The organism is Herbaspirillum sp. NPDC101397, assembly GCF_044767325.1.
GTDB lineage: Bacteria > Pseudomonadota > Gammaproteobacteria > Burkholderiales > Burkholderiaceae_D > Herbaspirillum.
In genome coordinates this window covers 88,589-114,479 of record NZ_JBIWNS010000007.1, presented here as the reverse complement: position 1 = coordinate 114,479, position 25,891 = coordinate 88,589, and the positions used below count along the sequence as shown (strand labels likewise).

At 46.9% G+C, this 25,891-nt stretch carries 24 protein-coding genes; 10 read left to right on the top strand and 14 right to left on the bottom strand.

Annotation, left to right across the window (positions count from 1 at the left end; genetic code table 11):
* Nucleotides 1-483 precede the first annotated feature (483 nt).
* Nucleotides 484-1,563 (bottom strand): FRG domain-containing protein, encoded by a 1,080-nt coding sequence (locus ACIROW_RS17875; protein ID WP_402277798.1) that lies wholly within the window; start codon nt 1,561-1,563, stop codon nt 484-486.
* Nucleotides 1,550-2,290 carry a hypothetical protein gene (locus tag ACIROW_RS17870; RefSeq protein ID WP_402277797.1) on the bottom strand — a complete coding sequence of 247 codons (741 nt, stop codon included), beginning with the start codon at nt 2,288-2,290 and terminating at the stop codon, nt 1,550-1,552. Before ACIROW_RS17870 ends, ACIROW_RS17875 begins: the two co-directional genes overlap by 14 nt.
* Nucleotides 2,291-2,744: 454 nt before the next feature.
* Between ACIROW_RS17870 and ACIROW_RS17865 the strand changes: the two genes are divergently transcribed.
* The 4 genes from ACIROW_RS17865 (at nt 2,745) to ACIROW_RS17850 (ending at nt 8,471) form a co-directional block, all read left to right on the top strand.
* The gene (locus ACIROW_RS17865; protein WP_402277796.1) at nt 2,745-5,174 is read left to right on the top strand and encodes an SIR2 family protein; all 2,430 of its coding nucleotides are present in this window, start codon (nt 2,745-2,747) and stop codon (nt 5,172-5,174) included.
* Between the two features lie 25 nt (nt 5,175-5,199).
* A complete protein-coding gene (locus ACIROW_RS17860; RefSeq protein WP_402277795.1) occupies nt 5,200-5,730 on the top strand; it encodes a hypothetical protein in 531 nt (176 codons plus the stop codon).
* Nucleotides 5,730-7,148, top strand: coding sequence for an FAD-binding protein (locus ACIROW_RS17855; RefSeq protein ID WP_402277794.1), 1,419 nt, complete (start codon nt 5,730-5,732; stop codon nt 7,146-7,148). Before ACIROW_RS17860 ends, ACIROW_RS17855 begins: the two co-directional genes overlap by 1 nt.
* A 93-nt stretch (nt 7,149-7,241) precedes the next feature.
* Complete coding sequence (locus tag ACIROW_RS17850) at nt 7,242-8,471, top strand: RES family NAD+ phosphorylase (protein WP_402277793.1); 1,230 nt, start codon at nt 7,242-7,244, stop codon at nt 8,469-8,471.
* Between the two features lie 256 nt (nt 8,472-8,727).
* Here the strand turns inward: ACIROW_RS17850 and ACIROW_RS17845 are convergent, their stop codons facing one another.
* The 5 genes from ACIROW_RS17845 to ACIROW_RS17825 all read right to left on the bottom strand — a co-directional run bounded on the left by ACIROW_RS17845 (nt 8,728) and on the right by ACIROW_RS17825 (nt 11,547).
* On the bottom strand, nt 8,728-8,922 hold the full coding sequence (locus tag ACIROW_RS17845) for a hypothetical protein (RefSeq protein WP_402277792.1): 195 nt from the start codon (nt 8,920-8,922) through the stop codon (nt 8,728-8,730).
* 185 nt (nt 8,923-9,107) lie between these two features.
* The gene (locus ACIROW_RS17840) at nt 9,108-9,887 is read right to left on the bottom strand and encodes a substrate-binding periplasmic protein (protein ID WP_402277791.1); all 780 of its coding nucleotides are present in this window, start codon (nt 9,885-9,887) and stop codon (nt 9,108-9,110) included.
* A 648-nt stretch (nt 9,888-10,535) separates the two neighbouring features.
* Nucleotides 10,536-10,982: a hypothetical protein gene (locus ACIROW_RS17835; protein ID WP_402277790.1), complete on the bottom strand. Its 447-nt coding sequence runs from the start codon at nt 10,980-10,982 to the stop codon at nt 10,536-10,538.
* Nucleotides 10,983-11,074: 92 nt separating this feature from the next.
* Entirely contained in the window at nt 11,075-11,299 is a 225-nt protein-coding gene (locus ACIROW_RS17830; protein WP_402277789.1) for a hypothetical protein, read from the bottom strand.
* A 17-nt stretch (nt 11,300-11,316) separates the two neighbouring features.
* The gene (locus ACIROW_RS17825) at nt 11,317-11,547 is read right to left on the bottom strand and encodes a hypothetical protein (protein ID WP_402277788.1); all 231 of its coding nucleotides are present in this window, start codon (nt 11,545-11,547) and stop codon (nt 11,317-11,319) included.
* 332 nt (nt 11,548-11,879) lie between these two features.
* Between ACIROW_RS17825 and ACIROW_RS17820 the strand changes: the two genes are divergently transcribed.
* Nucleotides 11,880-12,284 (top strand): response regulator, encoded by a 405-nt coding sequence (locus ACIROW_RS17820; RefSeq protein ID WP_402277787.1) that lies wholly within the window; start codon nt 11,880-11,882, stop codon nt 12,282-12,284.
* A gap of 168 nt (nt 12,285-12,452) precedes the next feature.
* The gene (locus ACIROW_RS17815; RefSeq protein ID WP_402277786.1) at nt 12,453-12,665 is read left to right on the top strand and encodes a hypothetical protein; all 213 of its coding nucleotides are present in this window, start codon (nt 12,453-12,455) and stop codon (nt 12,663-12,665) included.
* Between the two features lie 763 nt (nt 12,666-13,428).
* On the opposite strand, the gene ACIROW_RS17810 is transcribed toward ACIROW_RS17815, so the two are convergent.
* The 7 genes from ACIROW_RS17810 to ACIROW_RS17780 form a co-directional block, all read right to left on the bottom strand.
* On the bottom strand, nt 13,429-14,991 hold the full coding sequence (locus ACIROW_RS17810) for a TniQ family protein (RefSeq protein WP_402277785.1): 1,563 nt from the start codon (nt 14,989-14,991) through the stop codon (nt 13,429-13,431).
* Between the two features lie 7 nt (nt 14,992-14,998).
* Nucleotides 14,999-15,763, bottom strand: coding sequence for a hypothetical protein (locus ACIROW_RS17805; protein WP_402277784.1), 765 nt, complete (start codon nt 15,761-15,763; stop codon nt 14,999-15,001).
* A gap of 107 nt (nt 15,764-15,870) precedes the next feature.
* Nucleotides 15,871-16,878: a TniB family NTP-binding protein gene (locus ACIROW_RS17800; RefSeq protein ID WP_402277783.1), complete on the bottom strand. Its 1,008-nt coding sequence runs from the start codon at nt 16,876-16,878 to the stop codon at nt 15,871-15,873.
* A 2-nt stretch (nt 16,879-16,880) separates the two neighbouring features.
* Nucleotides 16,881-18,929 (bottom strand): Mu transposase C-terminal domain-containing protein, encoded by a 2,049-nt coding sequence (locus ACIROW_RS17795; RefSeq protein ID WP_402277782.1) that lies wholly within the window; start codon nt 18,927-18,929, stop codon nt 16,881-16,883.
* A 2-nt stretch (nt 18,930-18,931) separates the two neighbouring features.
* Nucleotides 18,932-19,675, bottom strand: coding sequence for a hypothetical protein (locus ACIROW_RS17790; protein WP_402277781.1), 744 nt, complete (start codon nt 19,673-19,675; stop codon nt 18,932-18,934).
* 174 nt (nt 19,676-19,849) lie between these two features.
* Nucleotides 19,850-20,221: a helix-turn-helix domain-containing protein gene (locus ACIROW_RS17785; protein ID WP_402277780.1), complete on the bottom strand. Its 372-nt coding sequence runs from the start codon at nt 20,219-20,221 to the stop codon at nt 19,850-19,852.
* Between the two features lie 162 nt (nt 20,222-20,383).
* The gene (locus tag ACIROW_RS17780; protein WP_402277779.1) at nt 20,384-20,806 is read right to left on the bottom strand and encodes an HAD domain-containing protein; all 423 of its coding nucleotides are present in this window, start codon (nt 20,804-20,806) and stop codon (nt 20,384-20,386) included.
* Nucleotides 20,807-21,803: 997 nt separating this feature from the next.
* On the opposite strand from ACIROW_RS17780, the gene ACIROW_RS17775 reads away from it, so the two are divergent.
* The 4 genes from ACIROW_RS17775 (at nt 21,804) to ACIROW_RS17760 (ending at nt 25,845) form a co-directional block, all read left to right on the top strand.
* Nucleotides 21,804-22,670, top strand: coding sequence for a TIR domain-containing protein (locus ACIROW_RS17775; protein ID WP_402277778.1), 867 nt, complete (start codon nt 21,804-21,806; stop codon nt 22,668-22,670).
* A 10-nt stretch (nt 22,671-22,680) separates the two neighbouring features.
* Nucleotides 22,681-22,929, top strand: coding sequence for a hypothetical protein (locus ACIROW_RS17770; protein WP_402277777.1), 249 nt, complete (start codon nt 22,681-22,683; stop codon nt 22,927-22,929).
* 282 nt (nt 22,930-23,211) lie between these two features.
* The gene (locus ACIROW_RS17765; RefSeq protein WP_402277776.1) at nt 23,212-24,258 is read left to right on the top strand and encodes a hypothetical protein; all 1,047 of its coding nucleotides are present in this window, start codon (nt 23,212-23,214) and stop codon (nt 24,256-24,258) included.
* 69 nt (nt 24,259-24,327) lie between these two features.
* Nucleotides 24,328-25,845, top strand: a complete 1,518-nt coding sequence (locus ACIROW_RS17760; protein WP_402277775.1) for a caspase family protein — start codon at nt 24,328-24,330, stop codon at nt 25,843-25,845.
* The last annotated feature ends 46 nt before the right edge of the window (nt 25,846-25,891 follow it).

Genomic DNA, 25,891 nt, shown 5'->3' with positions numbered 1-25,891 from the left:
AGCGAACGGTTATGTCTCGGCGGCTTCTCTGAGAGAATTTAGGGATGCTGAAATTTATGGAACAGCCGCGCCTATGCAGTGGCTTGAGAAGAGGCTTCATGTTCTGGAAAAACTAATTACAGAAGGGCAAAGTCTTAAGGTATACGATGGGACAAGGTATATGGTCATTCAAGAGAAGTCAGAATTCTATAGGTGGTCTGAAAATGTTTTGCCGGATGCCTCTAGGTGCTTTTCTGTTGATAAATAATGGCACCGTTAATTTGCCCGCAAAATGGAATCTCTTCAATTGATCCACCTAGAAGTGAACCGCACTAAATGGGTGACGTATTCGCCGCATAATTCGGATCAAGAATTGCCTCACGTTGAGAACGTGTTTTTCCTACAAACAGGAACGAGTGCTTCGCGCATCGCCAAGAAGAGATAGTCGAGCTAGTGCTAGGCCGTCTCCGAACCAAAGCTTCCGTCATTGGAGATCTCTATCATTCAAGGGACTTGGTAAATCTTCGAGAGCAAGGCTTGGACGACAGGCAGCTTGAGCTCGCTCTTGCGTTCCAGAAGGAACCGAAGGAACTCGTCGTCCTGAGGCTTGGGGAAATAGTGTGAAGGCTGCAGGTCGAACTTCCACGCATCGTGCCCTACCAGTTTCAACGCGACATAAATCCGTTGGGCGGCGTTGTTCGGCGCGTGACCCCAGCCCGTGGAAAGGAACATGGCGGATTGTGCGGCCGGCCGAGTACATAAAAGACGCGCCGGTGCCAATTTCTCATCTCCGAACAATTCATGGTCGATGAAGCCACCGAGGCCATAGATGATTGGCGCCGCAGTGGAAGTCGCGCGCGTTGCCGTGGTGATTCCCTCGGCACTCGTCTTGAATGTGTGAAGAGCAAAAAACAAGGCTACATCGATGTCATGCGTGACGTCCAATCCTACGCTTGGAAGGCCATAGTGCTGTGCTGTCGCAAAGCCCCACATCCGATAGCGATAGGAATTTACGAAATTCAGTAGCTCCCGCTGCGTCCCCTGTTCTCTCATGCGCTCGTGAACATAGAGATCCAATAATGCGGACCATGCGCCGAAGCTGTTCGGAAAGTACAAGTCAGTTCTTGCTGCGGAAGGCAGCAGTGAGGGCTCATCAACGTCTTCCGCTCCGTACAGCCGGAGCAGCTCATCCTTCGTGCGCCCCTTTTTCTCCGTCGTGTAGTGACTGGATTGCCCGCGCCATACACCCCTGAAGTTTGGATCACCTGATTTCACGTTCCTCGCGATAGCGCGAACTTCCTCAATGGAACTGACCTCAATGACAGGCACTCGGCGGAACGGTACCCGTAAGAATGTTCCATTTGATAGTTTGTCCAGGGGGCCGACTGGCAGCTGATCTGTGCGCCCGTAGACGGCGGCACCGTGGGCTGGAGTCCAGCTCCAGCAGTTTCCATAAAGTGGATCCTCGTATCCCGGCGTTCCTGCACTCTTGTTGACTTGTTCGATGTCACAGGCAGGGGAGACTCTATCTCCAATCGGATTAATATTATGTAAGTGGGCGAAGAGCTGATCAACGGAGCGCATCGAGCTTCCTTTGACTGGCCTGAATTGCGATTTTCAATAAAGCTGGGTCTACTGGGGGGAGCGTTTGCACATTTACGGCTCGGTAAGCATTGTCGATGCTAGCCCTATCCGGCGATGCAAATTGTGTTCCAACCTCGAAGCCAAACGCATAGAAACACCCTGCTTCGATAAAGCTAGGCAGGCAAGCATCTGAATAGGGTCTATGAAAGATAGTGGGGCGCCCTCCGGTCTTCGCTTCAGCTTCGGCAGCTATGTCGCGCGAACGCTTGGTGTATTCGTATTTATCCACATAGAGACCCATGAGACAGTTCAAGGGTGCTCGTATAAGTTCAATCGCAGCCGGCTGATCCTGGATGAAGAATGCTCGCTTGTCGGGGAGTTGGGGAACCCTACCCACATGAACGGTGGGGTTAAAACGCAGAGATTGCAAGGCAGCTCCGGTGGTCTCAGTGATCTGAGGATCCAAAGCGCGACACACGGCAACCTTCTGAGAAGGCACCACGTATCCATCTATCAAGTACCCAAGCAGGATTGCAAAGATTTGCTCGAACTCAGGCTCTGCATGCTCAAGAGGCATCAGCAACAAGCTCTTGGGTTCATCGCCCGGAATGGTTCGTTCCTCAAGGATGCGCGCCGCGACCATGACGTCGGCTACGGACGTCCAGGCAGACAGCTCGCCCAATATCTCGGTGCTCCTTACTTTTGGAAAAAGCTCGTCGCTCGTCACACCTCTCCCCTCTTATAGCAGTTACGCGGCAATTCTGGCTCTGTGGCCGAGTTTACTTATGGCCTCCGTCACAAGACATCTTGTACCCACAGCCGCGAGATGAGTGGACGCTCTTACTCGAACTCGGCCGTTGGTCGCCAAGAATAATATCTTATCCATTCGGAAAATATTCGAAATATCACCAGTCGCGTTTGCCGCACCTAGCTTTGAATTATGAGAATGAGTGGTTGAAGCGATGAGAATATTCGGTCGAGACGACACGGCGTACAGCCGAATCGGGCCTAAGCAAGGAGAGGTGCAAAGGCCCAAAGAAAAACCTACGTAGTAGGTATAAGTAGTATCTAGCAACCGCCGATTTCTTGCTCATTTTCTAAGTAGAATCCATGCGCCTCTAGAACCTTCGTGATACAGTTTTTGAGACGTGGTTAATGAAAACAATTCAATAGGGGGGGCAGTGGCTATATCGATTCAGCAGCTCATAGAAGAAATCGTACCCGAGAGAACGGTCCTTGTTTTTGGAGCAGGGGCTTCCGTTGATTCAGATGCACCGTCAGCCGCTCAATTAATTGAGCTCATTGGAAGTGAGTTCGGTATAAGAGGAGAAAGTCTTACGCTTGCCGAAGTATCAGGGCTGGCGGAACGTAAAAGAAGTCGAGTTGATCTTATCTCGTGCTTGAGAAAAGCGTTCAAGGGAGTGAGAGCAAAAGGGGCGATTCTGAATTTGCCACTCTACAACTGGAAAAGTATATTTACGACCAACTATGACGAAGTCGTAGAAGATGCCTATAAGCGTAAATTAAAACCTCTGACTGTTTTTTCTTCCAACTTCGATTTCACTGTTCATGCCGATCCTGCAGCTGTTAAATACTTAAAGTTACACGGCACTATTGGGAAGGACATTGCGGACGGCCATGTCTCGAGAATGATCATTACTGATCTCGACTATGATCTAACACAAGACTATCGGGAAGCACTTTATATACGATTCTCCGCAGATCTTACCGATGGCAGTCACATAGTAATCATTGGCCAATCATTGGCTGATCCAGATTTACGAGAAGTGATTCAAAAAGCCCTTGCAATTCATCAGAAATCGATGAGCGGTGGTCGCATAACGTTACTTCTTTACACTCGGGACGAAAGCAGAGCATCCCTATTTGAAGCAAGAGGAATCCGAGTAGTCTTTGGAGGCGTGGATGATTTCTTCTTAGCTCTTGCCAAAAGAAACTCAAGCACCGTCATGGCGTTTGAGGACACAGGAGACTTCCTGGAGCATACACCGCGCCTTCGTCCTGTGACTATCAACGTAGCAGACGAGGTAGATGCGGATAAGGCAAACTTGAGTGCCATATTTAACGGCTGGCCCGCGCGCTACGGGGACATTACTAGAAACTTTACGTTTGACAGGACGGTTGCGGCAGAAATAGCGGAATACCTTCGTAGTTCGGACAACCTCTGTGCGTTGCTACTCGGCGCGAGCGGGGTGGGGAAAACTACGGCGGCAAGACAGGCCGTAATTCGCCTACGGAATGCACAATATTTAGCTTGGGAACACAAGAGCGATCATGCGCTTATCGTTGACGACTGGGTCTCGGTGGCGACACGGCTGAAGAATGCATCAAAAGTAGGTGTACTTTTTATAGATGATGCTCACGCTCACTTGATGTCGGTAAACGATTTGGTGGATGCATTAGTAGGGGCGAATATATTTTCACTGAAGATAATATTGGTGTCCACACGGAGTCATTGGAATCCAAGAGTAAAAACTCCTAATATCTACCTCAAAGGAGTTGAGCGCCATCTCTCGCAACTGTCGGGCGCTGAGATTGATCGGTTGCTTACGTTAGTCGAAACTGTACCGCAAGTTAGGTCTTTAGTTGAGAGCGGATTTGGCGGTTTTTCAAGGTATGAACAACGACGCCGACTCCTTGATCGATGCGAGGCAGATATGTTTGTCTGTCTAAAAAATATATTTGCATCGGAAAAATTCGATGACATCATTCTGCGCGAGTTCGCCGGATTAGATCCGGATCAGCAAGAAATATATAAACTCGTCGCAGCGATGGAACATGCTGGGATTAGGGTTCACCGTCAACTTGTGATGCGCCTTGCATCTATTTCTGCTCATCAGGTCGCCTCCAGCTTACAAAGTCTGACGGACATCATTCATGAGTATGGTGTAAATGAAAAAGAGGGAATCTATGGTTGGAGAGTGAGGCATGCTGTAATCGCATCGATTGTCTCGCGATACAAATTCTCTGACGTAGAAAAAATAACAGAATTGTTCACCAAAGTTATAAATCAAATTTCTCCAACATATGACATAGAAATTCGGACCATTCGAGAGCTGTGCAACATCGAATCTGGTCTTGCGGTCATTCCAGATAAACACATTCAGAACACGTTACTTAGACGCATGATGTCTATCGCGCCAGCGGAGCGCGTACCACGGCATCGTCTAATTCGAAATTTGATCGAACAAGGCGACTTCGATCAGGCTGAATCGGAAATACGTATCTTTGAGAAAGACTTTAGACGAGACGGTCCCATCGTTAGATATCGAATTCTGTTGATGATAGCGCGCGCCATAGAAACACCGGGACTTATGCGGGAAGATAGAGAGGCGATCTTGCAGCAGGCTTGCGATCTAGCGGTGGTAGCGGTGGAGCAGTTCGAGTCTAACAAGACCGTCCTGAGTGCTTACTGTGAGTTGGGGGTGGAAACCTATAAGTTGACAGGAAACGCCGCTGTCTATGATGCGGCTATTGAGAAATTGAAAAAGGCCGAGGGGCGCCTAGCCGATCCTGAAATTACAAAAATGGTCGCGCGTTTTCAGCGCCGAATAACTAGCCAATCTATGGTCCAAATTAGCCAGGCCGAATGACATAGAAGATAAGAAAAGGTTAATAGTGAAAATATTTCTTGGAAAAGTATTTGCAAGTCTCCTCGCTACCAAAGGGGCCGAAATTAAGACGAGGAGTCAACTTCTCGAGATCGCCTTTGACGCGCTAGCTAAATCAGAGCGCCCGGACCTCAAGCGATCAGGGGTGAGCTCCGCTGTGGATGCGCTCCTACAAGATTTTCTTAGAGATAGGAAAATAGTGCGGATTCGGCGAGGTGTCTATGGTTTTGGAACTAACTATAGCCGAGTGGCAGAGTCTGTTCAGCAATACGTAGTGCCTAGCCCGCAAAGTATTGGGCGCACGTCCACTCAGGATGTATATGCCTTAGCTGAATTGCAGACCAACGTATTGGAACTTAGGAGAGAGAATTCTCTATTTCAGGAAAAAAATGATGCTTTAACAAAGGAATTGCAGCAATTGGCAAACATGCAGAAACTTCCTAGCAGTGTATTAGAGTGGGTTGAACACGATAGCTTGCTTTGCATTTCGCAAGAAGAGTTCGCCGCGCTCTTGACCTATCAAGGAGCTAGCCTCTGATGAAAAAAATTGCGAAAGATTCTGGATTGGCACTTCTGGCATTCAAGATTGGTCAGCATCAGTTTGATATCAATAGGGGGCTCACTTACATCAGTATGCGTGATCAGATAATTCGCGCACGCACGCTTATCCATACTGCACATAGCGCCGAAATTTTTAGCCAAACCGACTCGTCGTTGTCCAAAGAGGATTCCCCTCCCAATGTAGATGTGTTGATCATCGGTGGCGGAGTAGGCGGAATTTCCGCTGCGCTCGCGGCGGTGGAGCTAGGTTTGACAACTGTGGTTCTTGAAAAGAATGAGGTTCTTTTTCCGCTTCTCCGGAAAGGATCAGATCGCTTATTGAGTGCGACAGTTTACGATTGGCCTTCTCTACATTTCTGTGAGCATAACTTTCCCAATATCTCAGCCCTTGCTGCCGATTCCTCGCCAAAGGAAGACAGTTTGTCTATCCTTAATTTTCCTGACGCTCCTATATCACCAATAAATCTGGCAGCGCATCTTGATCAACAGGTGGCGAAATATGAGAAAGAATATCCAAACACATTGGTAATAAACCGAAACACTGCAATTCCGCTCGAGTCGCCTTTTTCGTGGAAAGAGAATAGAAAGCGTGTTGTGGTTAGCCTTGCTGAACCCATCAAGTTAGCCGGCGCTGTATCAGCGCATAATTTTCATACTCGAATAGTTGTATTTGCAGTCGGTTTTGGCTCTGAGAAAGTAGAGATTGATCATCACCAAGTTGCAAATGATTCGTTCTGGGGATACGAAAGTTTAGAACAAGATATTCAAAAATATAAAGATGAAAGGATATGTAACATCGTCATTGAAGGAAGTGGTGACGGTGGACTCCAAGAGGTACTTAGAGCCGCATTACTCCCTAAGTATCACGATCTATCGTTGGCTATAAAACTATTAGAAGATGAGTTTGGGGCAGATCTTGGGTGCTGGCACCGTTCTCTCATCGATATACAGTGCGCTGAAAACAATGCGGGTCGTGCGTACATGTGGGGATACGACGGCTCAGAAATTTTTTCAAGGTTGGACGCTGTTCATGACAAGGTGATCCAAAATCTCTGCAAAGATCACAAAAAGGAACTCCAAGCATGGAGGAGGCGAGTCACCCGTCCGCAGCCTAATCTCGTAATTAATCTTGTAGACAGCCATAAGACGTCAGCTCGAGTTTATCCATTAAACCGGTTTTTAGCGAAACTCCTTGAAGAGACAAGTGATTGGGAGTCTGGGGTAGTAGTGAAGAGAATGACCGATTCGTCAACCGCTGGAAAACCGACATTTGCTCCAATTAACCGATCGGGCTTGGAGAAGCCGTCAGATCAATTTGGGACGGCAACATCTGATGACTATCTCCGTCGCTCCGTATTTCGATCAATTCCCAATCACTATAGTGTGATTGAATAGCGCGTCAGCGAGTCGATAACAAAGGTCCTGACCTGAAAAGAAGCTGGGAGTTAGCAAGCCGCTATTGAGTACAAATCCATTGCCGTGGTTTATATGAATATAAAAAGAACTCTCCTCGAAGAATTTCCACCCGCACCAATTGATCCGAACGAAATTATTTGCGTAAAATGTATCGGTGACGTAGTTTTGAAACGGTTAATGAATGGTCGATCGAAAGAAATTTGTTCGGTCTGCGGTAGTGGTGAAAATTTCTGCGTAGACGCCTATTTTTTAGCCAAGATATCTCAGGATGTAATTCGCAAGAATTTCAAGATTTGTACGAAAGTACCGAGTGAAAACAATTTCCATTTGAGGGAAATTGTTTCAAAAGTGATTCAAATTAAAGATGAGAGATTCTCTCAGATTGTCGCGTCTTATCTCGAGACATCAGAAGGAAACTCTAAAGGTGATCAATTCTTTTGCAAAAGCTATAGCTATTCGGCGCTAACACTTCCTTTTAAGTCAAAAAGAAAAGAACAGGACTATTTGCAGGAACAATGGGATGCAATCGCACTAAGCCTCACACATCGACAAAGATATTTCAACGATGAGGCTGCTCGATATTTCGAGCTTCTCTTCGACGAAGCAGTAAAGACGGAACACAAAGGACTTTTTAAAGTGGCACTTGCAACGGTGACCATACTAAAGGCTGGCTTTATTTTTTATCGAGCACGGAAAGTGGAAAACCAGGCGGATAAGGGGGAGATGCAAAAATTTCCGGACCGGGCGTTGGGTGCGCCGCCTAAAGAGCGCGCAGCACACAATCGAATGAATAGTTCAGGGGTTCCGCTTTTCTACGCGGCGTCTGATAGAAATACGAGTATTGCGGAAGTGCGGCCTTCTATTGGGGACGAAGTCGCCATATGTCAATTCCAGAGTGAAAGGGCGTTGAAGTTCTTCGACTTCTGTGGATTGAATATGCACAGGTCCCATCCACTACTTAGCTATTTCATAGATGATTATGCTGAACGTAAAGATAGGCGGAATTTTTTAGCTTATCTGCATGAAACTATCGCACACCCAGTTACCTCAGAGCCGAGCCGTTATATCGTGACGCAAGCGATGGCTGAATATCTCCGCTACAAACACAAAGAGAATTTTGATGGGATTATTTTCAAATCAGTACAACATAGTGGTGGCATTAACTACGTAATATTTGATGAAAGCCGCAGCCACAAAGACGTAACAAAATTAAACTGGCAACCTTCATTTGCTGTGAAAGCAAAAGGGAAAACCGAAATTGTCACGATAAGTAAAATTCAATATTCAGGAAATTGGATTTGAGTCCATTTTAGTGGGGGCTAGAAAGGCTCTCTAAGGCTCTACATTAAAGCTCAAAAATTTCTGAATAGAGATCTGTATCGTATATTCCAATGTTTGATAAATCTCCTGCACTGTCGTATTTGTCTTTCCCCATTCTCCTATTTTCCACTTCAATGCGGCGCACAAGCGAGCTGCCAAATGATCCAGTACAGCCTCATTGCGGAATAGAGGATGCTAGCCGCACGCTGGTCAGATTGAGCCGCATCGGGAGCAAAGACTACTCTCGTGCTCGGGCAATCAGATCACGCGCTAAGTTTTTTACCTGGACTGCTTCGTCAAGATTCGAATTCAAATACGAATCTTCGACACGGCGACTCAGCGTGGCTAGCGCTCCACTGAGTTGAGTGATGTTGGAAACAAATCGAAGCAATTCCTCACGCATCGCGAGCTGAACTTCCTTTTCTGTTGCCATTTTCTCCCTCCGTTACTTGATGTAGTAATAACAACAATCTAACAGATACTATTGAGAACGTTAAGCGGGATTTTCCTTGCTTATTGAAAGCAACATTCGATGTAGCGTGGGGCAAGCAGAAAAAAATTCGTGATGAATAGACGAGCCATCGAACGGCTTTAAGCCATAACCGAGTCCGGTATTTATTATTGATTCACTCGCTTTGATAGTAGTGCTATATGCTTGTCTAATATCAACTGCAGTTTGCCTTCACGGCGCATATTATCCAATTGAAGATTTAAAGCCTTCAGGTGTTTGATGCATGGACTTGACTTAGTTATGGCAATGAAATTGTCAGATTCCGAGACGTACGGCTTTATGGCAACAAAGGTGTCATTTTGTCCCGAACCAGCTAAGTAGGCTAATCCTGTGTAATACCCGGTAACCAAGTAGTCGATACGACGTAGCTCCAGTTTCTTAAAATTCATATAGGTTTTTTGCTCGGCCTCGACCTGCAAATTCCCTCTCAAAAATTCATCGAAGCCATTCCCGAACTGATTGCCAACCGTCACGCCACCCTTTTTTCCGATCAGATCGTTCCATCCCGCGTAACTAAAGATCCTGTCCTTTGCAACAAATATAGCAATGGGATTGGAAAATAGCGCAACATTTGTATAGGTCAGATATTCGCGTCTCTCGGGGGTGTCTTTGAGAGACGAGATCATGTCGATTTCACCTTCTTGTGCGCTTTTCAGTACACGGTGAAAAGGGCCGACATAGCGGACTTCGTAGGGGATGCCGATAGCAATCAAGGCTGTTGTCGCGATCTCGATACTGGCGCCCGTCAGATTTTTCCCGTCGTACCAATGCAAGGGCGCATAGTCGGAGTCGGCCGAAATAACCACTTTTCGACATTCCTTCTCTTGCGAAAAAGCAGCCAACGGCACTAGTGCAAGAAACAAGACGTATCGGATCAAAATAGGCATACGCGGTCTCCCAGCGGATTTTATGTAATATTCTGCCGTATTGTTTTTGCACTATACCCCGTATAAAACCAATGGTAGAGACTGAAGTTCAAAACTGTTGGGAAGTAGATTTTTTTCTCGGAAGGTCAGTCCTTACTCCGATTCTTGGCAGAAATCGGAATGTCCCGGACCTGCCACGAAGGGGGGCATATTCAAGTGAATTTAGTCGCATAGTTCAACAACATGGACATCGACTGTCCAGCAACTCGGACAGTCGACCAAGTGAATAGACGTGCTTGAAAGACAGATACTTGAATTAGTTTTCGAAATCCGCAATCGTCCAGAAGCGGACGCTCTCCCTGCTTTGATCTCCATCTGTTTGCCGTGTCAAAATGAGGCCGTCATTGGGGCTACGAGTGGCGCTGACCAGCGTCGGTGTCACCACATCATCGTAAATCCTTCTTCGGTGGACGACGGAAATTATGTAGTGCTGAAGCGCTCCGCACCAGCTACCGGCTTCCAGCCCTGCAAAGGTGTGGCGAAGTGAGTCTCGAATTCACGCTTGTCAAAAGCCCAGCGTCTGTCGCGCCGGCTAAAGACGTCACGGTACTAGCTGCTGACCTGAACTGCGTCCATAGATGGAGCTGCATGCGGCCCTTTACTTCCGGCCTAACCTTCTGCCGTTCTCTGGCTTCTGATCGGTCCGTTTCCGCCATCTTCCTGAACCGCGGCACTCTCCCGAGCCTTCGCTTGAGCGTTAAGTACAGTGAACTTCTCCAAAAATTCGGTTCGCTCATCGTTTTGTAACTCCGATGCTAGATCAAGCAATGCAGAAAGATTATCTATGATGGCGTTCTCCCGGATTGCCGTTAGTTGAGCTAGCGAGAAGAGCGCATACAATTCTGTAATTTCTGAAGACGTCAGATCTATATCCAACAGGGCCGTCAATACGGCGTTAGTAACGGCCTTCCGGTCGGGCACAACACACGTGTCACTACTTGTCCGAATATGCGTATAAGAGCCAAATGCCAGTTGGAGCAGGTATTTGATCGTTGTTGCTTTTCTTTCCCAGGAGGTCGCTGATTCGGTCGGGGCACTGTTTTCGGTATCACTCATTTTGGGAGCCTCTCATGTGGATGCCAAAGGGGGCCAGCGCCATCAACCGCGCAAAAAAATCACTTCTATTTCGATGTATCGAAGTGGGATTGTTATCTAAAGGAACTAGGTTTGCCGTCACTTTTGATATCGATGGATTCCTTTGCCTCCATCACGGCATATTGAAGAGCATCCTGTCGATATTTGATTGGGGCACGCCGCTCTGACGCCAGACGAATCCGATTAATATCCGTCTGCCACAGCCATCCGCCTGTCAGTGGCTGAACCATTTGGATTTTGACTTGCTGACCTTTGTATTCGAATTCTTCGTCTGACATGATCACCCTCCTAAGGGTTAGGTCTTTTTTAGTTGTATGAAGCCTTTGATTACTTCAACAGTTTTTTCCATAAAGACAGTGGCATCTGCCGACGGAACAAGAGTAGCTTCAATCGTATCAAGCTGCAGCTGCAAAACCGCATGAAACTGTTGCGATTGTTCTGTCGTCTGTATTGCACAGAGCGAGTAAAGAACGGCTTTTAAACCGGTAATTTCCCCTCGCACCTTATCCCATTCAAGGTTAGTCATTCATCGGCCTCCATATGTAGAAGTGGCTGTCGTCACGCCAATACAAAATGAATAGTTGCATGTAATTGCCAGACGATGCAATTCTCTTTTATCTATTGCGTTAGATGTGTATCCAGAAGTTGCGAGACGGCCCAAGCTACTTTTGAACATGGAAATCTATAGCTAACTTGAAGCGCAATTTTGCGGCTGCTCAGTGAATAAGCGTTCCGCGTTTTCTGATTCCAATTTCCACAGGGAAAATAATTTTTTCCTCTCCAGCGCGCTTCTTTTTCGGTTAAATTAAACACAGCAGGGCTCAGCTGGGGCTGCAAACAATACTTGGGGGAAAGAAGATGCCTAAGACCGACCAACACTTCCTAGTCGTCGATGATTTTTCGACGATGCGCCGAATTGTAATGGGCCTACTCAAGGAACTTGAGTACACCAAGATGACCGACGCGGATGAAGGATCCAGTGCTTGGAAGCTCCTAGAGTCAGGTTCGGTCCCCGCGTCGTTTGTCATCACGGATTGGAATATGCCCGTCATGGATGGGCTTACGCTACTCAAGAAAACTCGCAGCACCCCAAAGTTTGCGAATTTACCCGTTCTGATGATTACTGCCGAAGCCAAAAAAGAGAACATCGTCATGGCAGCGGAATCAGGTGCGGATGGCTATATCGTGAAGCCCTTCAATGCCGCTACATTGAACGACAAGATTGAGAAGATTGCCGCACGTCGTGCTCAGCTGGCATCGTGACTTCCCCACGCCGGCAAAGCCACCACGCTCACCACCTTGCCGGGAGGCCTCGCTTAGCAGCCTATTGCTCACACATTTACGCATGGAGCAGAACATCTATTCGCTCAGCTGGGAAATGTTCTCCAGCAGTTGGTGAAAGAGAGATCTGACAAATAAGGAGAGAGGCACATGGAACAAGAGGAATTTAACTACAAGGACCGGAAAGTCCTAATTCAGCTTGTACAACCTCAAACAGGAAAATGGCTCTATCGAATTTCGATAGATAACTGCTGGCGCCCAACTGCCAAACGAAGCCCCATGAGCTATAAAGAAGATGCTCTTCGTTTTGGTATCGAAGCAGCAAAGAAATGGATCGACAAAATGCCTGCAGAGGCTGAGTGAACTCCATACACTGCGTAGGCTGAGAGTATTGGCAAGAGCATCTTGACTATCTCGAGTTCCATCGTTTGAAAATGGCGGAGAGTTTACGCTAGCTCTGTGATGGCGCTTAGCTATTCGATTCTTATGAATCGACTGTATCTTCTTCCAAAATTAGAAAGCCCCCAGATCTCCGATTGGGAAGAGACCTAGGGGCTTGGCCATGAGGGGATGGCCGGCTGTTGGGGAACAGCTAAGACAACGATAGTCGAGTGCCAACCTAAACGAACCCGCGATCAGACGCAAAATTCCAATCTATATTACGGGTTTTCAGGCGGCAACAATTCAGTTGACGGCTGCAGCGCGAGGATTTTTAGAGCGGTCGTGGGCTTGCCAAACATATCAATCGCTCCTAACGCGCCACGATTTCTCTCGCTCTCTATAATGAAAACAAAACTGAGATTATCGTGTGGGAGAGAGTGGATGTCTGATATATCGATCGTGCGGCGATCTGTCGCGCTGATCCAAACATACGCGATCGTTGCCGAAGAAGGCGATCAGGTCGACGAAAAGGTACGTAGGGCAGTTTCCGATGCGTGCAATCAATTCCGCATTGCGGTTGGAGAAATCCCTGAAGAGCTTCTCTCGGAATTTCGGACCCAACTGAAAACGACTAGGCAAGCCTTGTATCCACCTAAAAGCAGAGCTACTCAAGTTTTTGACTTGGCTCTCGCTATCCTGCCTCGAACGATATAATTTTTGCAGACTAAGAGCATTCCTGCCGCAATCAATGTTTATCTCCAGTGAATTTCTTCAATCGTTTTGCTCTTCGTCCTAAAGGTTGAGTTGAGAAAAGAAATCGAAAGACATCGACGCTCCGCCAAAGAGTTTGATCCAATGGCGCCATCATCAAGGTGATGCGTGACCGAACAGAGTGTCCCTTCAATTCTGCTCCGAATCTTGAAGCGAAGCCTTGAGTCCCGTTGGGTTTCATTTTCCATGGGTACTCTTGGAGAAGATCATATGCCTTTGCCAAAAGAGACCTGTAGAGGTCATTGTCCCTGCGTTGTTCTGCTTGGAGCCGGCTAAGTACCCTCTCTTTAGTAAGTTCACATATTTCCTCAATAGTGCCGCCAAATAAGACTGACAGTAAAAAGATGAGGTAGTCACGTTTAACGGAGGCCAATGCGGTTCTGCGGGTTGGGGTCGTAAGAGTGAGTTCCTCAAATATATCCCGCATTGCCAAAAGATCTTGTTGAGTGGCGTGGCGGCGCTGGCTCATCAAGTCATTTAGCACCGCGCTTTCAGAAATCCCCAACGCTCTTCTGACATCGGCTTTGGTTGTCTTGGGATTCGTGGATTTGAGACGGTCGATCATCTCTGTAGCTTGGTTCAGACTGATCGCCCGGTAGTGGCGGACGGTCAGATTTTCGCTAACGATGGTCTGAAACCAGGCCGGCGCGATATGAAGAATTTCTCCGAAATGATGTCGCTGTACACCGGAATGTTGAGCGACTTCTACAAAACGGTGAGGCCAAGATTCAAGAAGCCAGGTTGCGGCCTGAATTACAGGTTGTCTTTGTATAACATTTAGTTGCTCGATCGTATGCACTTTAAAGTAATCGATGGCTAGTTCTGGGGAAATGGACTGCCGTAGCTTGTCGCGAAGTTTCTCGGATCGGCGCCGGATAAGGAATTGTGAGACAACCCAAAGACCTTGAAGATAATCATATCTGTTCGATGCCTGGGCTATGCTATTGGGCAGTTGATCGCTGCGCAGTGCCGGCCAGACAGACCGAAAATTACCTGGCTGTTCAATAGAGAAAAAGGTGCTCAGATCAGATCGACAGCTTGAGCAGTAATGAACCGGGAGCCATCCCTTGCGCCGCTTAAATTCACTTGCTGTCGGCCATATACGTTCTCGGCATTGCGGGCACCGATCAAGAAGTGTTCTACCGTGTGTGTGACAAGAGGTAACGAAGGCAAATCGCCAAGCGATTCGATAGTAAGGAGTTACATCTTCTCGCAGGCACATTGGGCAAAACATTGAGCCGGAAGAGATAGAATTGCCATTGGCCTCTAGTGCAATTAGCCACCGAATTTTTCCGGAGAGTCGAGATTTTGCATTGCCAATCCAATAGTCGGCCGTCATTCTTTCTAACGATTGACGCTCCACGGAGAACGAATGTTGGATCCAATCGATATCTCTTTCTTCTGGAAGCCTGTCAGGATCTTTATTTTTTTCATTCCGATTCAACGGGAATCGATGAAATCCATTCTCGAGGCCCGAGCGCTGCCGCCATGATGAGAGGGATTCATCGAGCAATGGTGACTTCCGTATCAAGAACATGGCAATCTCAATCCGGCACGTAAGAAAGGGCAGACCGAAGTTCTTCTATGACGGGGGCCAAAGCTGGTAGTGACTTTTGCCAAGGGGAATTGAGATACATCGCGCGGTCCACATTGAAGTTTTTCAATCTCAAGCAGATCTTCTCCATAAAATTATTTGGCCAGTTCTCTATCAACACTTCTAATTCGCCCAAATCATTCGGCCCAAACTGCGGATACGCCACCTTCGCTGTGACAGAGGGGCTGTCAATTAGCACTCCTTGAAGAAATCGCCCGATTTCATATTCGAGTTCTGCAATACCCGCCGGCATGGTTTGCCCTGGCAGCCGCCAAGGGGCAAAAATTTTAAAGAACTGCGGAAGCCATTCGGGCACACCAATGCGTTCGGTGGTCGTTAGGTCGGCGCCGCACGGACAATGCTGACGTTTTGTCCGTCGATAAAAAAGATAGTCGGAACACGCATGGCACGTGTTGTGTAGAAGGAGTTGATGAGCTGCACAGAAAAATTCGAAACCTAGGTTGAACGATGGGGGAGTTGGGATTCTAGAAGCAACGCATTCGGGGCAGATTTTTGAGCGCCCTCCCAAGCCGATACGATTTAAATCGTATCCATGTGCACGCGCTACCAGTTTGCATTCAACGAGAGAGCATTTGCCGTCAATTGCAGCAACAAGAATCTCCGTAGGTGTCGTTACCAAATCGGCATAGCTTACGCCCAGGATCTTATTCAGCATCTGAAAACTGGGAAGATGATTGTCTTCGACGATAGTCATCAAGTAGTCTTGCCGACATTGCTCTTCGAGCGGACGAGGTCTGACTAAGAGCGGCTTTCGGTTTGGTCGTTTTTTGGGACGAGAACGGTAGGGCATTCTTGAATCTCTCATGGATGTAACCCTCTCGGTGAGCGCAGGGGGGGATTGGATTTATCGAACCAATTGAAAAATGGTTCATATTCCTGTGTTAGTGGTCGCTTTGGGCCTGTAGGAAGAAAAGGATTGAGACCCAAAGCCAATGCATCCTTGTGAATGAGGGGAAATGCGTTGGCAAAGTCTTCTTGGCAAAGATGTTCCCGCCCAGAAGCCACCGCCAGTGCTACTGCTTCGATGAATAGCTGAAAGATGTAATCAGGTATGCCAAATGTCGCGTAGTGAATTTCCTTTACGAGAGACTCATCTAGATCGCTCGCTGGATTCGCTAGAGGAAGAGCGGCATAGAGATGGCGCAGGAAGCGTGTGAACAGTGCTAAGTGACGATCCGTGTTTGTGTAAAAGTAGTCGATATGGAGCTGCTTTACCGTTCGCCGTCTTAGTTGACTATTCGAGTACACAATCGGCATGGCGGCAGACGTTCCCAGCAAAACGACTGTGCGCTTACTCGACTCAATTAAATTACGTATCCAGTTTCCGATCAGTTGTATGCCCTTGACTCCCCGTCTGTCAGGGACATCATGAACGTTATCGACCAAGATAACTTTTGTCCCAATTTTAGGGAGCAGTGTTCGAATTCTTGAATCAAGTTCTATCGCGGTACCTACGTTCCATGTTGGATCTCCCATGGCAGCCAGCATGGCTCGTCCCATCGATCGATCTGATGGGCTTGGAGGTATATCAAATTTCACGACCGGTACACGAGTGATGGCGTCGCCGACCTCGTCTGGCCATCGCGACTTGAGAAAGCGACAGAGATGCGTCTTCCCAGCGCCGGACGGTGCTAAAACGAGGATGCCGGCGCCGGCATTTTCATTTTCACACCTTAGGGAGCGGCGTCGGATTTCGTTTGCTGCCAGAACAAAATCAGGGTGATTTACATGCATTGAATTTGCCATGTAGTGCTGTCTCTCTAAAATAGAGACGCCTCGCCAATCTCGATGTTCAGATATTTGATCCACGATTAGAAATCCTCTGGAAAATCCCACGCATCATCGAGTTTTCCGAGCTCGATCTGAGAGATCTGATTGATTTGATATTCAAGCTCACTGACGAATTCTGGGGTGCCAGCCGGTTCGTCAGATGAGCCTTCAGAAGCTGAGATTGGCCCAATCGTATTTGCCCAGCGTCGGTCTTTTCTGTTCTTTGACATGCCGGCTTGAGACGTTAGTAGTCGCAATTCTTCTCGAGCGTCCAAGAGTTGCAAAATGGCCGGATTTCTCTGGCCCCTATCTCGTGCCATCTTGCGAATCCATTTGTGTTGCGACAGGGTTAAGTTATTCGTATAGGAGGGGGTTGTGCTATGGACGATGAAATAAGTTTTGCTTCGGGGGTCTAAAACGAAGACTTTGGAAAGTACGTTCGGGTGAAAGCGAAATGTCACTCTAAATTTACTTCCACAGCTCCGTTGTAATTCAATTAGTTCTGGACTCTGATAGCAAAGACCTGTGAACTCCAATCCTGATGGCCGCAACTGAACGCTATGTTCGACAGTGAAAATGAAATCAAACTGGTTCAGATTACTGGGGAGTCTTTGGTGTACATGACGCATTTCTGAATGCCAAAGTTGGCGAGGTGTCAATCCGTCATTTCGAGGGGTATTGCAGTAGATTTCGTATGCCCATTTTTGCAGCCTTTGCTTAAAAGCTAGCAGGCTCATATTTGCGCTGGCAAGTGCATGCTGTTCTCCATCAAGCGAACGCTTTGTTCCAACAAAACCTGGCGTCTCCGCAAACAGCCCCGAATTCATTCGGTCATTGAAATCTTCAACAATAGATTTTTCAGTTCCTGTCTCTGGTGTCGCCCAGGCGGAAATAGATCCGGATGATTCCAATGTCGCCCGCTCAATAGCTTTTGAATGGTTATAAAGCGCATTGTCGAAAATTGCGACGGAACAGATGCCGAAGAATTCTGGAGCGTTTTTAAGATGAGCGAACTCGATATCCGATAAGGACTTCGGTAGTATTGCTCGCCTAAAGGCATCTAGAGCGGAGACTGTGCTTCTGTGCTTGTCTCCGATCGACAGGCCAAGTGGAACAGCGCTATATTGGTCGACACCTGAAGTGACAAAGGCGCGACCATAAGGAAGTCCAGATCGGTCGTCTATCAGAAAGACTCTAGTATCCTTATCATCAAATTCGACAACCTCTAAAGGCGATTCAGCTCGATCCCTGGGGAACCAGCTATGGAAGATCTTCTTTGCATATCGGGCACCATGATTGCGGAAACAGATCGTGTAATTACCGAATTCTCTCTTTGTGAGCCGCTCAATGGTCGAGCGACTTGGCATCATTGTAAAAATATGCGTGTGATTTCCCATACTGAGTAGTTGCTTCTTGAGATCTTTTTCGATCTCAAAGAATCGAATCTTGCTTTCAGGATCATTTCTGATTCGGTTCCAAATATTTTCTAAGGCATTCATCGCCTCCGTTGAAATACGCCCTCGGCCAGGGCCTCCGCGCTTGGCGAAATTAGGAATAACAACCCGCATGTCTCCATCAACAGCATCCAGCTTACGTGACCATCGATAGATGGTATCGAGCGAAGGGATTGTGATATCGAGAGTGGCCTCGGACTTAATCACTGCGTCTGAGATTTTTGCATAGTCGAGTGCCAACAACGGTGTCGGTCTTAGATTCGCATGGCCTAAGGCGCGAAGTGCTTTTATGAAGTAGGACACCGAAATTCCATGTTTTATTGCCGCAGAGCTCTGACTTTCTATTTGTTGTCTCTTAAACGTATTCTCATGGATCTGGATTTCTGAGAGATGCATGTCTGGAGGAGCTTCTCTCAACGGAATGATCTCTTCGGTCAAATACATCTGGTAGAGCTGATCCATTGCAATAAGTTTTCTCTCTAGAGATCGGAAGTTCTCGATTACGCAATGCGCCTCTCGCCTTTCTATGATCATAAAGACAGTGAGATCTCGTTCAAATTTTTGACCAGGAGAGAAAGAAAAGTTGTTTGAAGAAAGACCGTGGAGGCGGACTTTGGCTGTCAAGGATATCGGCATGGCTAGCATCCCTCCAAGGAACTCCACCAGCGATCACTGTCACTTCTGCTGTCCAAGAAGACTGCGGGAATATCAATCATCGGTCGCGTTGAGATAGACGTAGTTGCAGTGAATTCCTTCGTGATAGTGAAAAACGTTTTACCGGACCAAGTTGCGGCGTAAATGACTCCGTAGTCGTAACCATGCTGCTGGATTTCTTCCACAGACAAGGAGCCAAATGCTTCAAGATGCTCCACAAACGCAATGCATTCATCTGGTTGCATAATGTTGGAGTGCCGCAGCATGTTAAGCAGGTTGTGCCGTGTCGCCACGTTGAGAGGGTGTTGGTCTGTCCAACAAACATAAGCAAGTCCGGCCTGTTGAAAGACTTCGCGATTCCTGTCCAGCGAGGCTTGTATGAAGGGGGTAATAAAACGAGCGCTTTTTATCTCAATGACATATATCTTCTTGCTCGGAGACACCGCAATGAAGTCAGGCACGATCTGCGCGCCGAATGTCTGGGGTTCTGTTTTGAATGGCTGTTCTTTAAATTTACTTATGTAGCCGAGGGTAATGAGGTATTCCAAGGTCAATGCAGCGAGTGCTTCATTTCTTCCTTGGCTACCGACATAGCGCCCAAGGCTATGCGACCAGAACTGATGATATTGAGTAAATTTGGAACGGCCCTTGAGGGCTCGCACCGGTGGGGTGTGAAAAACATGGTCTAGCCAACCTGGCGAACCAAGCGAATGGATTTCTTTAGGCATAGGGTCTCCCTTCCACGGCAGGCGCGGAATAATGCGGCATTTCAGCAAGCAGGGGGTTGACCTTCGGGCTAGAGAACGATATCTTCGAATTGCGATGTCAGAGATATCAATCTTTGGCCAAAAGGCGGCGGATCTCGAATTGTGGGGTTCGTCGCTTTTTACTTTTTTACATAGTTATTTTTCCTCCAATATTGCGCGGATTCGATGTAGCTTGGCCGCCGGCAAATTTAACGCACTGCTTATAAAATCGAATTGCTCGGCCGCACTCTCGGTGGCCTCAAGTCGATATGGTTTCAACCAATCCATGCGGGCCAGTTCAAACAATTTCTGTCTTTCCAATTCCGTAAGCCGAAGCGCCGCCGAAATACGTTTTAACGTATTTGGCGGAGGCGCCGCACGACGAGCATTCTCTATCTGCGAGTAATAACCTCGATTTAATCGAGCATCATTCGCCACGTCTGCTTGAGTCAGACCTCTAATAACTCGAAGTCTAAAAAGCTCGCCGCTAAAGCTAACCAATTCGGAAGAGGGGTCGCGGTGGCTCATTTTGCGTGCCGATGCGTGGGTATGTTAACGATCTGGGAATCGTAACTGAAATAGATGGATGTTGCAAATAATCGTTTAAAATCAACTACTTAGTTCGTATCGTTAGTGCGATACGTAATTGGCGCATTAAGATGTTCTTCTATTGAAAGGGATGAAATTCGTTTAGCGAGTGAGTTTGCGATGTAGAGCATCTTCAACAGCTTCATCGAATCCGACCTCGGGATCGACCAAGATTAAATTTCGACATCCTGGAGGAAAAAGCCACTCGCTGTCGTCTAGAGCGATCCAACCCTCATACTCACGCCCCGCATCGCGTAGCCACAGATCGATCTCGGCCTGGCGCAAATATCGATTATCTAGATGATCCAAAACTGGCGTCACGTCTAGGATTCGCCTCTGTATGTCATCGGAGAAATATGTACGCAATTGAGTCAGCGAATATTCTTGTCTCCAGGCGCTAGAGATAACTATGTCTATCTCATTAAATTTCCGAAGAGTGATCTCAAGTTGTGGGAGGCGTGACAGTGTTCCTTCCTCTCGATTGAGCGGATGCAAAACGCCATCAAAATCCAAAAATAAAATCATAGCCTTGGGATTAAAGACGATTCAAAAGGAAATACGGTAGCCGGTTGATCACACGATCTGATCCCAATGATAGTGCAAGGAGATCATTGGGCAACCTGAAGTAGAATTTCTCATTCGGACTATAAAAACAAGAGGAGATGTGTGATTTCAAGCTTTTGGCCACAAACACTTGTCGATTGGGCTCAAGTGATTTCCGCGATAGCGACTGCAGCGTCTGTAATGGTCGCACTTCGACTAGCCTCTCGAAATGAGCGCGAGCGACTTGACCTAACGACGATAAGGCATCACGAGATCACTATAGGTGGGGCAGAGCAGGGCGCAAGTGCTCGCCTCAATCTGGTGACTAGGATAACGAATATAGGCCAGCGTCCCGTAGAAATTGCCAGCGTAAGTATTTTTCAGCCCCTCGCGAGAACAAAGTGGCGATGGTTTTTATGGGACTTGGGTTGGTCAACACGCCAGATACCAGTTTTATTTCGTCGTATGATCGGCACGTATATCGTATGCCATTCGATGACACCTATTCGTCGCTCCAATAGCGGCACTAATTTGATCGCTTTTGGTGAAGGTTTGGAGTGTATTTTCGACGTAGATCGCCTACAAATTAGCGGTCAGATTGAAGAGTGTGTTAATCGATGTGTTCTAGTGGTACAAACGGCCTCACATCACATAAAGTATCGGCGCTTTGACGCCCAACAGACTGAAAGCATCAGCCAGCACATTAAAGATAAACTAAGCGCCTAAACTCCTTAGGTCTAAGTTTTGGGTTAGCAAGGCATGTCCGCTTCTATGACCATTCAGTTTATGGTACCGAAGTACTTGTAGAAAAAATCTGTTAAAAGCATTTCGGGGTGAACATTTATTGCTGCTGCGGGCAGAACTCATTTCCTCATTGAAACTGTTAGTGAAGAGCGCCAGACGATTATTCGTTACGCATTTTCTAAAAACGCGGCTGCAAGAAATGCAGTCATCGCATAGATTTTGATAGGAACAATAAATGGCAAGTAAGAAGCCGTCGTCGCCCCAACAGGCAAACCTGAGTCCAGAACAAATGCGGAAAGCAATTCCCCGCTTGCAACGGCTAATTGCTGACATCGAAACATTCGATCCGACCAAACTGACTGATCGATTCAGTGGAGAACAGACGGCCCTTGAGACTCAAATTGAGGGTACTTTGACTTCAGTTTTTGGTCATGACACGGTCGAATATCGTCGCTACTCACATGCAACCCAACTAGACCACGGGGCGATATATATGTCGTTGGGGGAGTACGTAGACAATGGCCGCGAGGCACGCGAGCATGTTGCAAAGGGAAAGATCGATGCCATCCGGACTTTAAACACTGCGATCAAGTGGCTCGAAGATGAGGTCGGCGATGCGGAAAATCCCGTGAAGCCGGTAGCTTCAAGTATGTCATTGTCATCGAAAGTCTTTGTGGTTCATGGACATGATGATGCAGCTAAGCAATCAGTGGCGCGCTTCATTGAGCGTATCGGACTTGAGGCAATTATTCTGAGCGAACAGGCTAATCAAGGGCGCACGATTATCGAGAAAATCGAGGCGAATAGTGACGTTGGTTTCGTCGTGGTTCTGTTAACGCCTGATGATGTCGGGGGAAAGTCTGCTGATTTACTGCGGCCACGTGCACGTCAAAACGTTCTATTAGAGTTGGGATACTTCATCGCGCGTTTAGGCAGGGAGCGTGTGTGTGCTTTAGCGAAGGGCGATCTAGAGATCCCGACGGACTTCGCTGGCGTAGTATGGACAACCTTAGATGATGCTGGAGCTTGGAAGGTTGCATTAGCAAGAGAGTTGGGCGCAGTGGGCTATTCCATCGATTGGAACACGGTCATGAAGAGCTAAAGGAGGCGTTATGAGCGAGTGGGAAAAAAAGGTGTCTCTGAAAGAGGGTGAAACACTTCGACACGATCGTTCTTTCTTGAAAGGGTTCATGCAAGAAGAGGACGTAGATCTGTATACCATCGTAGGTTGTGACGGTACGGTCAGAGGAAATGTGAAGGTCACAGATCATACTGCGGTTAAAGGATTTCGCCGAACAGTAACAGTTGTTCAAACAGACCCTGAAGGAAAGACCGTATTTCAGGAGAGCTGGAATCCATAGTGAATGCAAGAACTGCGCGTAGACGAAAGTGATGCCAATGGAAATAGTACTCGTTGCCCACTAGCGAAGAGCTTACGCAGAAGATTTTTCAGTTGATCCTCAAAATCGAAAACGGGAAACTGGCCTGCTCTCGTTTAGATAAGGATCGCTATTTTTGTTCCAGTTCGCGTCATGGGCTAACGGAAAGATGCGACCTAAATAAAATAGCGTTCTCTATGAAATGGCGTGCTCTATATCTTTGAGACCTTTATTGCTTAATGTACTTATTTAAAATATAAAAATATGAGTGATGAAATTAAACCAAGTGCGGCTGCAAGTAAGGAGGCTTTTCTTCTTTCTGAGGAGATATTACGGAATATCGAACTTTCAGAGATCCCGTTGACAAATGTAGTGCTCAAAACATCTCGGTTAGCCAGATTGTTGAATGAATTCGACTTTCAAAAAATTTTTGAGTACGAAGCTGGAGGATACCCTGTGGGGCCCGGTGGGTTCAAACCGGACATCTGGAAATATCTGCAGTTAGCGGGGCGCGTGTATCAGAAGAAAAATAAAGAAGAAGTTATCACCGAATATGGCATCTCAGAGTCAATTGAAAACCTTGAGTCTGAAATTGAGGCAACAAAAATTGGTATCGATGCGGCGAGAGATGCAAACGTATCAATATCATCTGCAAATCCGAATCAGTTTGTGCACGCCAATGCTGGGAATTTAATAGAACGCCGGGGACTACATGATTCTCTAAAAGAGTCTGTTAAGAAACTAGGGTCTCGACGTTCTTTTATTCATAGCTATGTTGTTCAACGGAACCTAGAACTTAAATTTTCAGGCATAGCGAGTGACGTATTTTCGCGGATTCGTGACCTTGTAGATAAATCTATCGGCGATCTCATCCCTTCCGCGGTTCAAAAATTTAGTGCTATTTACGAAAATCTTCAGTCGGAAAATCCTGAAGATTGGTCGAATGCGGTGCATGGATGCCGTCGAGTTCTTCAAGACCTTGCAGACGCCGTATTTCCGGCGACAGATCTGCCTCGTAAAATTGAAGGGGGAGGAAAGACCCGCGAAATTAAACTCGGTCCCGACAACTATATAAATCGTCTGATTTGTTTTGCTGAAGATAACTCATCTTCGGAACGTACGCAGGCGATCATCGGATCACAAATGGCTTTTCTCGGTGATAGGCTAGACGCGCTTTTTCAGGCCGCACAAAAGGGATCACATGCAACAATTACTAGTCGGCAGGAGGCTGATCGATATGTGATCTACACATATATGGCTATCGGAGATATCTTGCAACTACGTCCTAACCAAGGCAAAAATCCTGGGTAACACATTCCAAAAGGCGGAGTGACGATGTAGTCCATAGTTCTAAGTGGATTAATTGTCCTACAAAAACATATGTTCAAGAATCTGGCAATTATTCTGGGAGTCACGAATTATCAATCTCCCAACCGTCCTTTACCCGCGTGTACTAACGATGTCGCACTGATAGAGGCATTGGCTCGCCGAGGTGGTGAGTTTCAAGATGTCGTTGTTCTCCAATCTCGCGATGCCGAAGCTGTGAAGATGGAGCTGGCCGAGGTTATTCGGAGATACGAATATGACGACATCGGTCATCTTTTTTTTTATTTTACTGGTCATGGTGAGGAAGTTAATGGGGAGTTCTGTTATTTACTGCGGAACTATGACAAGTCGTGTGCGGCGCAGACATCGATTTCTAATTCGGACCTCGATCAAATGCTTTTGAGTCTGTCGCCAGTTCTATTTGTAAAAGTGGTTGATGCATGTTATTCGGGAGTCGCGTATATCAAGGATGGATCGAGTCGCTTTGATAGCTACAAAGATTTCATCAAGGGAAAGCATCCGAAAATATACTTCATGGCAAGTTCGGAAGGTGATCAGCGTTCTTATGCGGACGTTCGAGGAAGTGACTTTACCAACGCTTTTGCGCGCGGAGTAGTGAGTCAATCCTCCGAACTGGTGAGATATAAAGCGATAGCTGATTTCGTTACGGATGCTTTCGAAAATAAAGGAGGCCAGGTGCCCTACTTTATTGTGCAAGGGAATCAAACCGAAACGTTTGGTACATATGCTGCAGATGTCAAAGAGCTCATTAAGGATATGCTGCCACCTGCCGATCAATTAGGTGATGTGAATATAGCCGTTATAGAAAATGAGGACTGCGAAATGGATGAGCCTGTCGAATCGGCCTCTACTAATGCAAGAACTACCAATTTAGTTGAGTTGGTGCGACAGCGTGCGGCGTTGTATGCCACGATGGCCGAGGCTCAGCAATACATTGATCAATTACATACGCTATTAGGTACGCCATTAGTTGACCCAACTGTCGAACAACTGTTTGAGGTTTCGGTGGATTTCTCAGCTAGTTACGACGGTTTGTACGGAAAAGAAATTGCGCAATGGTTATTGCAAAATCAAGACAGAAATTACTTCGCAAGTCCGACTCACACTACAGAAGAATTTGAAACAACCGTGAATCCATTATTTGGCGGCCTCGCGGCATTTACTGGCGAAGAACCCAAAAAAGTAGTCAAAACCCGGAGAGTCCTATCAGGGGTTTCCAGTCCTTTATCCAAAGACATGTCCTTTTCCGTGTGCTGGATTGGATTGAAACCGAAATTTCAAAATCTCACGAAATTCGGTGCCGACTTTACTTATTTAGTATCAAAAACGCATATCCAAATTTTTTATAGATTTAAAAAATACGTCGAAAAAGCGTGGGGAGATTTTAGTGTCGATCGCTATAGCGATTGGCAGCGAACTGAACATGCAACGCGAGACTCGGGACAGGCCACCAATGTAGTTAGCGAGTTTTACACTTCTTTGTATGCTTGGGTCCTTGAAGATGTGGGCCACACTTTTACCGACGATAGAAAGATTTCCGAAGAGAGCTAAACAAAGTCTCTTTGCTTGGGCTTCGGTGAAATTTAATATCTATATT

Excerpts from the sequence above, each read along its gene's own strand:
- ACIROW_RS17785 (WP_402277780.1), bottom strand. The coding sequence starts at position 20,221 with ATGAGCCACCGCGACCCCTCTTCCGAATTGGTTAGCTTTAGCGGCGAG.
- ACIROW_RS17845 (WP_402277792.1), bottom strand. The coding sequence starts at position 8,922 with ATGGCAACAGAAAAGGAAGTTCAGCTCGCGATGCGTGAGGAATTGCTT.
- ACIROW_RS17850 (WP_402277793.1), top strand. The coding sequence starts at position 7,242 with ATGAATATAAAAAGAACTCTCCTCGAAGAATTTCCACCCGCACCAATT.
- ACIROW_RS17770 (WP_402277777.1), top strand. The coding sequence starts at position 22,681 with ATGAGCGAGTGGGAAAAAAAGGTGTCTCTGAAAGAGGGTGAAACACTT.
- ACIROW_RS17875 (WP_402277798.1), bottom strand. The coding sequence starts at position 1,563 with ATGCGCTCCGTTGATCAGCTCTTCGCCCACTTACATAATATTAATCCG.
- ACIROW_RS17780 (WP_402277779.1), bottom strand. The coding sequence starts at position 20,806 with ATGATTTTATTTTTGGATTTTGATGGCGTTTTGCATCCGCTCAATCGA.
- ACIROW_RS17765 (WP_402277776.1), top strand. The coding sequence starts at position 23,212 with ATGAGTGATGAAATTAAACCAAGTGCGGCTGCAAGTAAGGAGGCTTTT.
- ACIROW_RS17835 (WP_402277790.1), bottom strand. The coding sequence starts at position 10,982 with ATGAGTGATACCGAAAACAGTGCCCCGACCGAATCAGCGACCTCCTGG.
- ACIROW_RS17840 (WP_402277791.1), bottom strand. The coding sequence starts at position 9,887 with ATGCCTATTTTGATCCGATACGTCTTGTTTCTTGCACTAGTGCCGTTG.
- ACIROW_RS17795 (WP_402277782.1), bottom strand. The coding sequence starts at position 18,929 with ATGCCGATATCCTTGACAGCCAAAGTCCGCCTCCACGGTCTTTCTTCA.
- ACIROW_RS17855 (WP_402277794.1), top strand. The coding sequence starts at position 5,730 with ATGAAAAAAATTGCGAAAGATTCTGGATTGGCACTTCTGGCATTCAAG.
- ACIROW_RS17825 (WP_402277788.1), bottom strand. The coding sequence starts at position 11,547 with ATGACTAACCTTGAATGGGATAAGGTGCGAGGGGAAATTACCGGTTTA.
- ACIROW_RS17790 (WP_402277781.1), bottom strand. The coding sequence starts at position 19,675 with ATGCCTAAAGAAATCCATTCGCTTGGTTCGCCAGGTTGGCTAGACCAT.
- ACIROW_RS17820 (WP_402277787.1), top strand. The coding sequence starts at position 11,880 with ATGCCTAAGACCGACCAACACTTCCTAGTCGTCGATGATTTTTCGACG.
- ACIROW_RS17815 (WP_402277786.1), top strand. The coding sequence starts at position 12,453 with ATGGAACAAGAGGAATTTAACTACAAGGACCGGAAAGTCCTAATTCAG.
- ACIROW_RS17830 (WP_402277789.1), bottom strand. The coding sequence starts at position 11,299 with ATGTCAGACGAAGAATTCGAATACAAAGGTCAGCAAGTCAAAATCCAA.
- ACIROW_RS17775 (WP_402277778.1), top strand. The coding sequence starts at position 21,804 with ATGGCAAGTAAGAAGCCGTCGTCGCCCCAACAGGCAAACCTGAGTCCA.
- ACIROW_RS17805 (WP_402277784.1), bottom strand. The coding sequence starts at position 15,763 with ATGACTATCGTCGAAGACAATCATCTTCCCAGTTTTCAGATGCTGAAT.
- ACIROW_RS17760 (WP_402277775.1), top strand. The coding sequence starts at position 24,328 with ATGTTCAAGAATCTGGCAATTATTCTGGGAGTCACGAATTATCAATCT.
- ACIROW_RS17810 (WP_402277785.1), bottom strand. The coding sequence starts at position 14,991 with ATGTTCTTGATACGGAAGTCACCATTGCTCGATGAATCCCTCTCATCA.